Source organism: Sphingomonas sp. JUb134 (genome assembly GCF_004341505.2).
Classification (GTDB): domain Bacteria; phylum Pseudomonadota; class Alphaproteobacteria; order Sphingomonadales; family Sphingomonadaceae; genus Sphingomonas.
The window spans coordinates 818,682-832,149 of sequence record NZ_SLYP02000001.1 but is presented as its reverse complement, the minus strand read 5'-3'; the positions used below and the strand labels follow the sequence as shown (position 1 = coordinate 832,149).

14 protein-coding genes are annotated in these 13,468 nt (G+C 70.6%); 6 read left to right on the top strand and 8 right to left on the bottom strand.

Annotation, left to right across the window (positions count from 1 at the left end):
* Positions 1–23: 23 nt before the first annotated feature.
* The 3 genes from EDF69_RS03875 to EDF69_RS03865 all read right to left on the bottom strand — a co-directional run bounded on the left by EDF69_RS03875 (position 24) and on the right by EDF69_RS03865 (position 1,545).
* Positions 24–686: a hypothetical protein gene (locus tag EDF69_RS03875; protein ID WP_132883985.1), complete on the bottom strand. Its 663-nt coding sequence runs from the start codon at positions 684–686 to the stop codon at positions 24–26.
* 153 nt (positions 687–839) lie between these two features.
* On the bottom strand, positions 840–1,187 hold the full coding sequence (locus EDF69_RS03870) for a hypothetical protein (protein ID WP_132883984.1): 348 nt from the start codon (positions 1,185–1,187) through the stop codon (positions 840–842).
* Between the two features lie 73 nt (positions 1,188–1,260).
* A complete protein-coding gene (locus EDF69_RS03865; protein ID WP_132883983.1) occupies positions 1,261–1,545 on the bottom strand; it encodes a hypothetical protein in 285 nt (94 codons plus the stop codon).
* A 405-nt stretch (positions 1,546–1,950) separates the two neighbouring features.
* Here EDF69_RS03865 and EDF69_RS03860 point away from each other — a divergent pair, with 405 nt between their 5' ends.
* Positions 1,951–2,124 (top strand): DUF465 domain-containing protein, encoded by a 174-nt coding sequence (locus tag EDF69_RS03860; protein ID WP_125961282.1) that lies wholly within the window; start codon positions 1,951–1,953, stop codon positions 2,122–2,124.
* Positions 2,125–2,221: 97 nt separating this feature from the next.
* Entirely contained in the window at positions 2,222–2,662 is a 441-nt protein-coding gene (locus EDF69_RS03855) for a hypothetical protein (protein ID WP_132883982.1), read from the top strand.
* Between the two features lie 52 nt (positions 2,663–2,714).
* Here EDF69_RS03855 and EDF69_RS03850 read toward each other — a convergent pair whose 3' ends face one another.
* Both EDF69_RS03850 and EDF69_RS03845 read right to left on the bottom strand, forming a co-directional pair.
* Positions 2,715–3,941, bottom strand: coding sequence for a Gfo/Idh/MocA family protein (locus EDF69_RS03850; protein WP_132883981.1), 1,227 nt, complete (start codon positions 3,939–3,941; stop codon positions 2,715–2,717).
* 80 nt (positions 3,942–4,021) lie between these two features.
* The gene (locus tag EDF69_RS03845) at positions 4,022–4,561 is read right to left on the bottom strand and encodes an NADPH-dependent FMN reductase (RefSeq protein WP_132883980.1); all 540 of its coding nucleotides are present in this window, start codon (positions 4,559–4,561) and stop codon (positions 4,022–4,024) included.
* A 116-nt stretch (positions 4,562–4,677) separates the two neighbouring features.
* Between EDF69_RS03845 and EDF69_RS03840 the strand changes: the two genes are divergently transcribed.
* The 4 genes from EDF69_RS03840 to EDF69_RS03825 all read left to right on the top strand — a co-directional run bounded on the left by EDF69_RS03840 (position 4,678) and on the right by EDF69_RS03825 (position 8,694).
* Positions 4,678–4,887, top strand: coding sequence for a ParD-like family protein (locus EDF69_RS03840; RefSeq protein WP_132883979.1), 210 nt, complete (start codon positions 4,678–4,680; stop codon positions 4,885–4,887).
* 1 nt (position 4,888) lies between these two features.
* A complete protein-coding gene (gene map / locus EDF69_RS03835; protein ID WP_132883978.1) occupies positions 4,889–5,704 on the top strand; it encodes a type I methionyl aminopeptidase in 816 nt (271 codons plus the stop codon).
* Positions 5,705–5,712: 8 nt separating this feature from the next.
* Positions 5,713–6,624, top strand: coding sequence for a LysR family transcriptional regulator (locus EDF69_RS03830; RefSeq protein WP_339537976.1), 912 nt, complete (start codon positions 5,713–5,715; stop codon positions 6,622–6,624).
* 84 nt (positions 6,625–6,708) lie between these two features.
* On the top strand, positions 6,709–8,694 hold the full coding sequence (locus tag EDF69_RS03825) for a TonB-dependent receptor domain-containing protein (RefSeq protein ID WP_132883977.1): 1,986 nt from the start codon (positions 6,709–6,711) through the stop codon (positions 8,692–8,694).
* Between the two features lie 67 nt (positions 8,695–8,761).
* Here EDF69_RS03825 and EDF69_RS03820 read toward each other — a convergent pair whose 3' ends face one another.
* The 3 genes from EDF69_RS03820 to bdcA form a co-directional block, all read right to left on the bottom strand.
* Positions 8,762–11,521: a TonB-dependent receptor gene (locus EDF69_RS03820; protein WP_132883976.1), complete on the bottom strand. Its 2,760-nt coding sequence runs from the start codon at positions 11,519–11,521 to the stop codon at positions 8,762–8,764.
* 73 nt (positions 11,522–11,594) lie between these two features.
* Positions 11,595–12,587 (bottom strand): MBL fold metallo-hydrolase, encoded by a 993-nt coding sequence (locus EDF69_RS03815; RefSeq protein WP_132883975.1) that lies wholly within the window; start codon positions 12,585–12,587, stop codon positions 11,595–11,597.
* A gap of 147 nt (positions 12,588–12,734) precedes the next feature.
* Complete coding sequence (gene bdcA, locus EDF69_RS03810) at positions 12,735–13,448, bottom strand: SDR family oxidoreductase (RefSeq protein ID WP_132883974.1); 714 nt, start codon at positions 13,446–13,448, stop codon at positions 12,735–12,737.
* Positions 13,449–13,468: the final 20 nt, after the last annotated feature.

Genomic DNA, 13,468 nt, shown 5'->3' with positions numbered 1-13,468 from the left:
ACGCCGCCGTCCGCCCTCTCGGGCTAGCCTGCGGCTGCCGAGGCCCGGCCCGCCTCGACGATGCGATAGGAGGCGGTGGCCAGGATCGCCCGCAGACCCGGATAGTTGAAGCGCGCCGTCTGCCCTTTCGCCATGCACGTCTCCACCACCGGCGTGAGGGTGCGGATCGCCGCGCGTTCCGCCTCGCTCGCAACCGGCGTCGCGAACAGCGCCGCGACCTCGCGGGAGGCGGTGCGCGCGACGCAGTTGGCCGTCCGGTCGGTCTCGCCCAGCGTTTTCACCGCCGTCTTGGCCGGGTCATAGGCAAGCGCCTCCGGCAGGTTGCCGGCATGCGACAGCAACTCCTCCGCGACCGCGCCCGCGAACAGCACCCCGGCGAACCGGCCCTGTTTTCCGGGCGAGCAGCTGGCGTTGGACAAGGCGAGCTTCCGGAGCGCCTGCTGATATTGCGGCGTCGTATAGTCCATCTGCAGCAGCGCCGCCGCCTTGGCGGGCGCGCGTCGCGCCGCACAGCGCCCGAACGCCTGCATCTCCGCCAGCGAGGCCGGGTCCGCCGCCGTCCGCGCACGCGCCGGGCGTGCGGTCTCGCCGGCGAGGTTCGGGGATGCCGAGGCGAGCGACGGCGCGCTTTCCTGCGGAACCTGGGTCTGCCCCAGCAGCAGCGCGGCGATCACGGGCGCGATCACTGCACCCCTCCCCGGTTCGCGGACTCACCTGCCTTTGCGATGCTGACGTGCATTCGGCCGCCTCCCTCAAAGCGCGACGTTCCGTGCCTCGGCGCAGGAACGCCTTCTCCGCAAAGCTGATCGCAAACCCCGCTCGACGCAAGCAGGATCGCCCTAGCGCGGCGTTCCGCGCCTAAGCCGAGCCGCTAGCGCCGAAACCGCCGCCGCCGGCAGCGCCAGCACCCCCAGGATCAGCATCCCGGCGACCCAGAGCCCGCCGCTCTCCCCGTTTCCGATCCACAGCACCGGCAGCTGGCCAAAGGTGATCAGCACGCCGGCCGGCCACCCCGGCTTCCGCCAGAACCATCCGGCGACCGCCGACAGCGCAAGCGACGCGGGCACCCACAGCCGCCAATAGGCTTCAGCGTCCCATGGCTCGCGCACCCCTGCCAGCCGGCACGCACCGAGCCAGCAGAGCGCGCTTGCGACCACCAGCAGCAGCGCCTTCAGCCCGGTCGGCACGGGCGCTCCTCGCACGAGGTCAACGCCTGGCGGCCACCGGCCGCCTCCCGCCCGACCGGCGGGAGGCGCGGGGCTATGCTGCCGAGAACAGCGCCAGCGCCACGAGCGCCGGCACCCCGATCAGCAGGATCATCAGCACCAGGCTCAGCGCGCCCGGTTCGTCGCGCGTCGGGGCGGCGCGGAACGAGGCGAGCGCCTCCTCGCGGCCGGCGTCGGTGCCCTCCATCTCCAGGTGGAAGGTGTTGGAAAAGAAATGCTCCGGCCGCATCACCAGCTCGCGCGGCGCGGGCTCGGCGTGGATCTGCGACGCATCCGGCACCGGACGGCGCGCCGGGGTCATCGAAACTGCTTCGGTCATGACAGGGGTTCCGCTTACTCGAGAACCGGGCGCGCAGGGCGCGGCCCGAAGATCGGATCGAATAAGTCCCGGGCCCGGGCGGCACGCCGCCGAACCCGGCTACGCGCGCGCGGCGAGTTGGCCGGCGTGGTCGCGGAAGCGCTGATATGTCGCCTGTGCGGACATGGACGAAGGGTGATCCCGCCGGCCGGCTTTGTCAACCAGACCCACTTTGTTACACGCAAGTGCCTTGACGGAGGCGCACCGCACCCTAGCTTGAGAGTGCGGGCCGGGCCCCTCTGGCGCTCCTCCTTTTCAGAGGAACGTGATGTCGGACCGCATCGGGTGATCTCGATGTTGGCCTGGCTTCCTGCCCCCTTTCATCGCCGATCATCCGATCTTTCAATCTCGGATTGGAGAGAGGCTTTGAACACCTTCGTCTACAGACTCACCCAGCTGCACCAGCGGCTCGACGAGCAGATCCGCGCCGAAACGAAGCGGCGCACCCCCGACACGCTGAACCTGCTGCGGCTGAAGCGGCTGCGCCTGCGTGTGAAGGATCGGCTGCACGCCATGAGCCGCCGGCCGCAGCCCGCCTGATCGGGCCCGCCGCATCCACCCCCGCCGGCGGCCCGCGGGCGATGGCAGCAGCCAGCGCCCGCCCCCGGCCCCATTCAGACGATCCGGAAGTCTCATCATGTCTCTAGCAATCGGAGCGATGCTCCTCGCCGCCGCCACCGCCACCCCGGCGGGCGCGCATCAGGTCACCGTCCAGCACCCCTCCGGCCCGGTGCAGGCCGACTATCGCGGCACGGTCCAGGTCGAGCACCGCCAGCTGGGCACGGTCGCCCCGGGCGGGCGTCCTTCGACACTACGCTGCGCCTGGACCGCGCACCTCTCGGTCGATCGCGCCGCCACGCGCGGGCAGGACGCCTCCTTCTCGCGCAGCTTCGTCCGCAACGACGTGGCGAGCGGCAGCCGCCCAGGCTGGTGCAGCACCAATCGCGACGCGATTGCGCGCGACGTCGCCGCACGGGTCGGCGACACCAGCCGCCACCTCGCGCTCGCAGCGGGCGAGGACCGGCCCGTCCTCGATGCCGAGCTGGACCGGCTGCCCCCGGCACGGTCCACCAGTTGATCCGGGCGCGGACCCCGGGCCGCCGGCAGCACCCGGCGGCCCGGACGGCCGATCAGCCCCGCATGCGTCCGTCGGGCGCCAGCTTCACCGTCTGGCCGCGCTCGGCCGATGCGTAGATCGCCTCCATCAGGCGAAGATCGCGCAGCCCCATTTCCCCCGGCGTCCGGATCGGCGAGCCGGTGCGGATGGCATCGGTGAAATGGTCGAGCTGCCCCGCAAACTGCACCTCCGGGTCGCCAGGGGAGAACTCGCGTCCCCCGCGCCCCTCGGTCCACATCTTCTGGCCCGAATAGCTGGTCGCCGGGTCCATCTTCAGCACGCCCTCGGTGCCGCGCACCTCGGCGAAGTTGATGCCGGCCGAGTCATAGGACGTCACCAGCTGCGCGACCGCCCCCGACGGGAAGCGCCATTGCGACGACACATGCGCCAGGATCTCCGCGAAGCGCGGGTCGCCTGAGGGGCGGAAGGTCGTGGCGCTGATGCTCTCCGGCATCTCGCCGGTCAGGTAGAGCGCCGACTGCAGGCCATAGATGCCGTAGTCCTCCAGCGGCCCGCCGCCCGCCAGCGCCCGGCTCGCCCGCCAGTTCTCGGCCGGGCTCGTCGGTCCCATGCGATAGGATTGTTCGGTGCGCAGCAGCCGGATGGTGCCCACCGCCTTTTGCCGCATCAGCCGCATCGCCTCGACGTTGTACGGCTCGAAATGCGATCGATAGGCGATCATCAGCTTGCGGTTGGCGCGCTTACCCGCCGCGATCATCCGCTCGCACTCCGCGCTCGAAAGCGCCATCGGCTTTTCGCACAGCACATGCTTGCCCGCGGCAAAGGCGCGGATCACCCATTCGGCATGCAGGCCGGTCGGCAGCACGACATAGACCGCCTCGATCCGCTTGTCGGCCGCGACCCTGGCGAAGTCGTCATAGGAATAGCGCGCGTCGGCGGGCACGCCATAGGCGTCGCCCACCTGGCGCAGCTTCTCCGGATTGCCCGAAACGATCGCCGCGACATGCGCCCGCTTCGCTTGCGGAAAGCGCGGCATCATCTGGTTGAGCGCATAGCCGCCCAGCCCCACGATCGCGAAGCCGACGCTGTCGGCGGCCTTGCGCGCCGGAGGAGTCGCGGGCAGCTTCGCCCCGCCCGGCAGCGGCTGTCCCGCCAGCCGTGCGCCGCCGCTCCCCTGGACAAGCGTGGTCGCCGGACCTGCGGCGGCGACCAGCGAGGCGGCAGCCACGCCTCCCCCGGCCTGGAGCAACCCTCTTCGCGTCACCACGCTCTCCACCATCGCCTGTCTCCTTGCCGGGAACTGCTGTGTCGGTACGTCCTGCCTTGCGAATGTCGTGTCGATGTACGTGAAGCGCTGCCTCAGCCGCGCCCGACGAAGCCCATGATCTGCCCCACCATGGTCGCGATCTGCGGCTCGGCCTCGTGGATCGCATTAGGACTCGCCAGCGTGTTGATCGCAACCCCCATCGGCGTCGGCCAGCCGCGCAGCGCGTGCGCCACCGTGCGCAGCGTGCCCAGCGTCGCCACCGCCGCCTGCCAGCCCGCCGCCGTCGCGATGATCCCCACCGGCAGCCCGTCGAAATAGACGCGATCGTCGCTGCGCATCAGCTCGACATGGTCGAGCGCGTTCTTGACCAGCCCCGACAGCGTGCCGTGATATCCCGGCGATCCGATCACGATCCCGTCCGCATCGCGCAGCGTCGCCAGGAACGCCGCGATCACCGGATTCTCCAGCGCGCTTTCGGGCTCGTAGTTGGGAAAGTCGATCGCGGCCCCGGTCAGCAAGGTGGTGCGCGCGCCGTGGCTCTCGGCCTGGGCGAGCGCGATCTCCAGCGCGCGGGCGGTGCCGGAGCTGGCGCGGAGCGTTCCGCCGATGGCGACGATGTGCGGCTGCTTCATGGTCCCGGCGCTACCGCAAAGCCGCAGCGCATGCCAGCGCGCGGCTGCCCTCTAGTTGACCGGCCGATATACGATCCATATACGCTTCGCATATCCCGCCTGCACAAGGACCTCCAATGGGCATCGTGAAGATCGACGACCACCTCCATGCAGAGGTGCGCCGCGCCAGCACCGTGATGTGTCGCTCGATCAACGCCCAGGCCGAGTTCTGGATGAAGATCGGCATGCTCGCCGAAGCCAATCCCACCCTCTCCTTCAGCGACATCGTGAAGGCCGAGCTTGCCGCCGCCGTCGACCTGCCGCCCACCCACGCCGCGGCCGCCTGAGATGGTGAAGACCCCGGAAGAACTCGCGCTGATGCGCATCTCGGGCAGGCTGCTCGCCTCGGTGTTCGAGATGCTCGACGCCCAGGACCTCGCCGGCATGTCGACCCTCCAGGTCAACGACCTGGTGGAGCGCTTCATCACCGACGACCTCGCCGCCCGCCCCGCCAGCAAGGGCCAGTACGGGTTCCAGTACGTCCTCAACTGCTCGATCAACGAGGTGGTCTGCCACGGCGTGCCGAGCGCGCAGGACATCATCCGCGACGGCGACATCATCAACCTCGACATTACGCTGGAGAAGAACGGCTTCATCGCCGATTCCAGCAAGACCTACATGGTCGGCACCGTCAATCCGGCCGCGCGCCGGCTGGTGCGCGTCGCGCAGGAGGCGATGTGGGAGGGCATCCGCCAGGTCCGCCCCGGCGGGCACCTGGGCGATGTCGGCGCCGCGATCGAGCGCCATGCCAAGAAGAACGGCTATTCGGTCGTGCGCGAATATTGCGGCCACGGCATCGGGCGCGAGATGCACGAGGAACCCTCCGTCCTCAACCACGGCCGCCCCGGCACCGGCCCCAAGCTGCGCGAAGGCATGACCTTCACCGTCGAGCCGATGCTCAACCAGGGCAGCCGCCGCGTCGCCACCGCCGACGACGGCTGGACCGTCGTCACCGAGGACGGCCGCCTCTCCGCCCAGTTCGAGCACACGGTCGCGGTGACGCGCACCGGCGTCGAGGTGCTGACGCTGCGCACCGACGAGACGGCCGGCACCGGCAGCCGGCGAGGAGACGCCCCTGTTGCTATCGACAGGCGTTCGCAATAACGGGGGTTGTGCACTTCCCCTCGCTCGACCTCAACCTCCTGGCCATGCTGGCCGTGCTGCTGCGGACGTGCAGCGTCACCGCCACTGCCCGCAAGCTCGGCCTCAGCCAGCCGACGGTCAGCCGCTCGCTTGCCCAGTTGCGCAGCGCGATCGGCGATCCGCTGCTGGTCCGCGTCGGCAACCGCATGTGCCGCACCGCGCGGGGCGACGCGCTGCTGGAGCCGGTCAGCAACTGGCTGGAGTCGGCCGCCGTCCTGATCGAGTCGCCGGAATTCCAGCCGGCCTCGCTGCGACGGCGCTTCCGCATCGCCGCCACCGACTTCGGCGTGATGACGGCGATCACTCCGGCGCTGCCGGCGATCCTGAAGGCCGCGCCCGAAGCCGCGATCGACATCGTGCCGCTGCCGTTCGAGCCCGCGGCGGCGCTGGCCGCGGGCGACATCGACCTCGCCGTCTCCGGCCTCGACTATAACCCCGCGCAGCTGCACGGGCGGGCGCTGTTCACCGACAGCTTCGCCTGCCTGATGCGGCCGGAGCATCCGCTCGCGACCGGCGATGCCGCGCTGACCCTGGACCAGCTGCTCGGCTGCGCCCACCTCGGCATCACCGTCAGCGATGCCGAGGTGGAACGGCTGGACCATGTGCTGGGCGAGGTCGCGCGGGCGCGCAAGGTCAGCGCCCGCATCCCCTATTTCCACGCCGCGGCCGGGGTGATCGCCGGCAGCGACCTCCTCATGATGCTGCCGCTCCGGGCAGCGCGCACCTTTGCCCGCGTCCACGGCCTCGCGCTGCGGCACGCCCCGGCCGAAGTCGGCACCCTCCACTACACCCTCCTCTGGCACGAGCGCAGCGCACAGGATCCGGCGGTCGCCTGGCTCGCCGACCGGCTGGGCACCGCCTGCCATTCGTCCAGCGAATAGCCGATATACGCTGCGGACCCCTTGGCGAACGGCGCCTACTCCGACAATGAGCCTGCGACTTATTCGCAATAGCAGGGGGAATGCATGTCTCGCTTTGGGTGGCTCGCCGGAACGGCGACCCTGACGCTCGTCGCAGCGGTCGCCGCGCCGCTCCACGCCGAAGAGGTGCCCGCCGGGCAGCAGAGCCTCAACACCGACGAGATCGTCGTCACCGCCACGGCGCGGGAACAGCAGGTCAAGGACGCGCCCGCCTCCATCAGCGTCATCACGCGAGAGGATCTGGAGCGGCTTCCCTATCGCGAGGTGACGGACGCGCTGCTGGAAATCCCCGGCGTCACCGTCACCCCGGGCGAGGGCAACAGCCGCGACATCTCCATCCGCGGCATGGCGCCGCAGTACACGTTGATCCTGGTCGACGGCAAACGCCTGTCCTCGCGCGAATCGCGCACCAACGGCGGCAGCATCAGCGAAGGCGGCCTGCTGCCCCCGCTCGAGGCGATCGAGCGCATCGAGGTGGTGCGCGGGCCGATGTCCTCGCTCTACGGCTCGGATGCGATGGGCGGGGTCGTCAACGTCATCACCCGCGCCATATCGGACCGCTGGCGCGGCAGCGCGCGCGTCAACGGTACGCTCCAGCTCGGCGACGACTTCGGCAACGTCTATGACGGCAACTTCTACCTGTCCGGGCCGCTCGCCGGCGACGCGGTCGGCATCCAGCTCCAGGGTTCGCGCAATCGGCGCAGCGAGGACGACGTGACCGGCGGCACGCCGGAGCGCCACGACGATTCGATCGCGGGCAAGCTCGGCTTCGATGCCGGCGCCGACCACCGCTTCCTGGTCGAGGGCGGCTATTATCGGCAGAAGACCATCTCCACCGCCGGCAAGACCGTCGAGGCGAGCGACACCGTGCCCGAGGGCACCCAGGACACCATGACCCAGAAGCGCTGGGTCGCGTCGCTCAGCCACAGCGGCAAATGGGGCTTCGCCGCGTCCGAAAGCTACCTCCAGTATGAGGATGCCGAGCACGTCGAGGGTGAGAAGCGGATCAAGAACACGGTCGGCCAGTCGATCTGGACGGTCCCGCTGCCCTCCAACATGCTCAGCATCGGCGCTTTCTACCGCAACGAGGATCTGACCGACCTCACCGGCAACCGCCTCAACGGGTCCACCCGCACGGGCGCCAGCCGCACCAACTGGGCGCTGTTCGCCGAGAACGAGCTCGCGGTGGTGGACGGGTTCAAGCTCACCGGCGGCCTGCGCATGGACGACGACGAGCAATATGGCACCCACTGGACGCCGCGCGTCTATGCGGTGTGGAACATGACGCCCGACTTCACGCTCAAGGGCGGCTATTCGCAGGGCTTCCGCGCGCCCAACCTGCGCCAGACGCTCGAGGATTGGGGACAGACGAGCCGCGGCGGCACGATCTACGGCAACCCCGATCTGGAGGCGGAGACCTCGCGCACCTTCGAGGCGTCGCTGCTCTACGACGGCGACGGGTTCCAGGCGAGCCTGTCCGCCTACGACACCCGCTTCAAGGACAAGATCACCCGCGTCACCTGCGAGGAAGCGGCCGCCTGGTGCATCGACGAACCGCTGAGCACGATCGGCCGGCCGCCGACCACCTATGTCAACGTGGACCGCGCGCGGGTCCAGGGCATCGAGGCGACCGTGGACGTGCGCCTCACCCCGACGCTGCGCCTCAACGCCTCGGGCACGCTCACCGATTCCGAGCAGCTGAGCGGCGCCAACGCCGGTGCCGCGCTCAACGACACGCCCAAGCAGCAGGCCAGCGCCTCGCTCAACTGGAAGCCGGCGGGCGGCTTCAGCGGCTATGTCCGTGCCATCTACCGCGGCGAGGAAGCCGTGACGGAGGCGCAGATCAGCGGCGAGAACGTCGTCGCTGCCTCCTACACCACCGTCGACATCGGCGGCAGCTACCGGCTGACGGAGGCCGTGACCCTCCACGGCGGCATCCAGAACCTGTTCGACAAGCGGCTGGACTATGCCGATTATGCCTATGTGATCGATCCGGCCCGGCTCTGGCTGGGCCTTGCCGCGCGCTTCTGATAGCGCCGGCAGGGAAGTGCCACGGGCGCGGCTGGCCGGCTTCCCCCGGCCGCCGCGCCTGCGGTTGTCAGAAGAACAGCTTGCGCACGCTGATCCGCACCGTCCGACCGAGCGGATCGAGGAACCCGCCCTGGTAGCTCAGCGGCACCGTCCCTTGTGCGCTGGTCACTTCCTGGCGCTGGTTGAAGATGTTGTCGACCGACAGCGTCACGCGCGTACCGCGCAGCCACGGATGGTCGCGCACCAGCGCGGGCTGCTGGCCCAGGTTCGCGAACAGCCGCAGGTCGGCGGTCGCGAGCGAGCCGAAGCGCAGCTGGTCGTTGCCGGTCGTGCCGCCGTTGACCTCGGTCGCGCTCTGCCAGTTGGCGCTCACGCGCGCGCCCAGCCCGTTGACGACATAGCCGCCCTGCAGCTGGATCTGGTGGCGCGGCTGGCCGCCGCGGCTTCCCGATGCAGAGCCGTTGAGCAGGTCCAGCTCGGGCAGCCCCTCGCGGATCAGGATCGAGTTTTCGAACTGCCAGGTGTGATAGGCCGCGAACTGCAGCCGCCCGCCGGCCCCGCCGCCGCCGCGCGGGCCGCCGCCCCAGCCGCCGCCGCCCGGCCCGCCGGCCCCCGGCCCGCGTCCCCCGCCCGGGCCACGCTCGCCCCGCGCTTCGCGCGGCGGCGCGGTGCCGGCCGCTTCCGCCGCCTCGCGTTCCGCCCGCCGGGCCGCGCGCGCCGCCTCTTCCTGCCGCTGCCGCTCGGTGACGATCGGCTTGGAGAAGTTGAAGCCCCAGCGCAGCTGGCTGCGCTTCGAACGGGCGAAGTTCACCGGCCGCGTGTCGACGCGCAGCAGCGTGCCGTCCTCCGCGCGCAGGAACCGGTCGGGGAACGCGTCCTCGATCTCCGCGGTCGCCGCCGGGAAGCTCGAGATCGGGTTCTTGATCCGGCTCGACACATAGTCGGCGGTCAGCGTCAGGTCGGTGTCGCGGATCGGGCGCAGGTTCAGCCCGGCCTTGAACACGCGCCGGCTGTCGCCCTCCAGGTTCGGGTTGCCGCCCTCCACCTGCGTCACGTCCACCGTCTCGCCGCGGACATAGTCGAAGATGCGCACGTTGGGCGTCACCAGCACCGGATTGCCCAGCTGCTGCGGCGTCGGCGCGCCTTCCTCGTGCGTCACCGACACCAGCAGCCGCACCGGCTCGGCCGGCTGCCAGTTGAGGCCATAGCCCAGCGTCGTCTGGGTGCCGAAGTCGGACAGCTGCTCCACCTCGGCGTTGCCGTTCAGGGAGAGGTTGCCCAGGAACGCCAGCACGTCGCGCGAACGGCTTGCGATCGGCAGGTCCAGGTTGCCGCGCGCGGTGCCCGTGTCGCGGCCGATGTCGGCGGACTGGGCAACGCCCGCCCGCAGCGAATCGCTCTTGAGGTCGGTGGTGTTGCCCAGCACGCGAAGGCTCGCCGACGCCGGGCCGGCCGGCATCTCGAACAGCGTGCCGGACGCCAGCGCGTCGATCGCCGCGACCTGGTTGATCGACTTCGCGCGGTCGACCACGCGCGCATAGAGGTCCAGCGGCCCGAACGGGCTCGCGTCCGGATCGCCTGCGGTGATCGCTTCCTGGAGCCCGACGGTGTCCAGCCCGCGCTCGGTGAAGGTGCGCGACTCGTCGCGCTGGTAGCTGGTGTTGAGCGACCAGCGCCACCGGCCGATGTCGCCGTTGAACGCGGCAGTGGCATTGCCCGTCCAGCTCCGGTTGGTGCGCTCCAGCGGATCGACGTCGGCATAGCGATAGAGGGTGGTGGCGTTCGCAAAGGGCGAGAAGGGGCCCTCGGCCGGAAGCAGCAGCTCCACGCCGGGCAGGCCGGACAGCGCATGGCTTTCGCTGCGCTCCAGCCGCACCGTGCCCGTCGCGGCCACATTGCCGAAGATGCTGGTGCTGTAGACCGCGTTCGCCGCCACCCGGTTGCTCGACGGCTGGAGCGTGCGGAAGGGCGTCGTGTCGGTCACGTTGAGGACACCTGCGGTGCCCGCGTAATCGGCCAGCCCTGGGTTGGCGATCCCGGCCGGCACGCCTGCCTGCGTCACGGTGGTTCCGGCCAGGGCGCTCAGCGCCGGGTCGATCTCGCCGCCGCGCAGGCCGGTGATGTTGCCGGTCAGGTCGAACGGCCGCCTTGCGCTGGTGCTCGGCGTGATGTCGCGCTCGCTCTCCAGCAGGTTCGAGACGCCCTCCGCCTCCAGGTTGACGTTCAGCCGGCCGGCGTCGTTGATCCGGGTAAGCCCGGCCTCCGCCTGGAACTGGTTGCTGCCGCCTTCGGTCGGGATGCGGTCGGTCAGCTCGCCGGTGATGCTGCGAAAGCGCGGGCGGAGCACGAAGTTCACCACGCGCTGGTCCGCGCGGAAGCCGAACTTCAGCGCCGCTTCCTCCGGCAGGATGTCGACGCGCAGGATCGCCTCGGTCGGCAAGTCGCGGATTTCCTGGAAGCCGGCCGTGCGCCTGCCGTTCACCAGCACCACCGGCGCGCCGTTGCCGTCGCGCCCCCGGCCGCTGCCGGTCTGCGGCGCCAGCTCTTCGAGCAGCTCGGCGACCGAGCTCACGCCATAGGAGCGGATGTCCGCGGGGGAGAGCTGGATCTCGGGCGGGATGTCACCCGGCACCGTCCCCGGCGGGGTACGCCCGGTCACCACGATCTCCGCGCCTTCGGTCTCTTCCTCCACCGCCTCGGACGGGCCGGAGTCGCCCGGCTCCCCCTGCGGCGGCGTCTGGGCCGGCACCGGGTCCGTTTGCGCGGCTGCGAGCGCAGGACTGGCCACACCCAGCAGCAACCATGCTGCCGTCGACAAAGGACGCATCTGAATCTCCCACCCGCGCAACGCCCGCGCGTTCACTCCGGCGATGGCCTAGCGAGCAAATGTCGCAGAAGTTTCACGCCATCGCAGGTGCGAAGGAATATGTGTCGCCGGGTGTCGCTGCGATGAATCGCTGCGGCGCGATTCCGCGGGCGGCCAATGCCGCCGCCAGCCGCGCCACCGGCTCCTCGCGCGCCTCGTCGGTCAGCTGGAACGTGCCCCAGTGGATGCCCAGCGCGTGGGCCGCGCCCAGCACCTCGAACATCGCCACCGCCTCGTCCGGGTCGGCATGCTGCGGCGCCATGAACCAGCGCGGCGCATAGGCGCCGATCGGCAGCAGCGCGACGTCGGGCGCACCGTGCCTGGCGGCAATGTCGCGGAAGATGCCGCCCCCGCACCAGCCGCTGTCCCCGGCGAAATAGACCCGGCCCACCGGCGTCTCGATCCAATGCCCCGCCCACAGCGCCATGCGCCGGTCGCCGGTGCCCCGCGCCGACCAGTGGTTGGCCGGCACCAGCGTCGTCGCCGCACCGCCGGGCAGCGCGATACGGTCGCCCCAGTCGCCCGCCACCGTCCGCGCGCCGGGAACGCCCTTCTTCACGATCACGTCGTTGCCCAGCGGCATCACCATCAGCGGCGCGTCGCGGGCATGCAGCCGCTTCAGCGTCGCCATGTCGAGATGGTCGTAATGGTTGTGGGACAGCAGCACCGCGTCGATCCGCGGCAGCGCGTCGAACGCGATTCCCGGCGCCGTCACCCGCTTCGGCCCCGCAAAGGTGAAGGGGCTCGCCCGCTCCGACCAGACCGGATCGGTGAGCAGGTTCAGGCCCGCCGCCTGGATCAGCAGCGTCGCATGGCCGACCGCCGTGATCGAGAGCCCCGCCACCCGCGGCTCCGGCACCGCCTGTGCGACCGGCACCGCCTTGGGCCAGGTCGCCGGGCGCGGCCCGAACTTCCACCGCAGCATGTCGGGCAGCCCGCGATCGGTCGCAGGCTGCCCCGGATTGAAGAAGCGCACGCCGTCGAAATGGTCGCTCGGTGGCCCCTGGTAATAGCGGTTGCGCGCCACGATCAGCCCTGCCGCCCTGCGGCGGCAGCCACCTGCCCGCCGTGCTCCGCGCCGCCAACCTCGCTCATGCCCGTCCCCCTGTCGCAATCTGCGGCGGGAAAACGCGCGGGCGCGCTTTTGGTGGCGGCGTGGCCGCGCGCGTCCCGCTCAGGCGCCGAACGCGCCGTCGATCGTGTGCATCGCGCCCGTCACGAACCCGGCTTCCGGCCCTGCCAGCCAGGCCACCATGCCCGCCACTTCCTCCGGCCGCCCGTGGCGCTTGATCGCCAGGAAGCTGTGCATCAGGTCCTTCATGGGGCCGTCCTCGGGATTGGCGTCGGTGTCGATCGGTCCCGGCTGCACCACGTTGATGGTGATGCCGCGCGGCCCGAAGTCGCGGGCAAGGCCACGCGCCAGCCCCTGCAGCGCCGACTTGCTGAGCGCATAGGATGCCATGCCCGCCACCGGCATCCGGTCGCCGTTGACCGAACCGATCACGATGATCCGCCCGCCCTCCGGCATCTGCCGCGCCGCCTCGACCGAGGCGTGATAGGGCGCATGGACGTTGATGCGGAACAGCCGGTCGATCACGTCCGGGTCCTGCTCCAGCGCGTCGCCGAACACGGCGATCCCCGCATTCACCACCAGCACGTCGAGGGGCCCGCTCTCCCGCACCCGCGCGATCACCGCATCGCGGTCGGCGCTGTCCGTCACCACCGCGGTGCTGCCCGTCTCCGCCGCCAGCGCCTGCGCCGCCTCGGCCGAACCGGCATAGGTAAAGGTCACCGTCGCGCCGTCCGCGGCAAACCGCCGCACGATGGCCGCCCCGATGCCCCGGCTCCCGCCCAGCACGAGAACGGACTTTCCTTGAAACGCGGTCATCTGGCACTCCCTGGCAAATT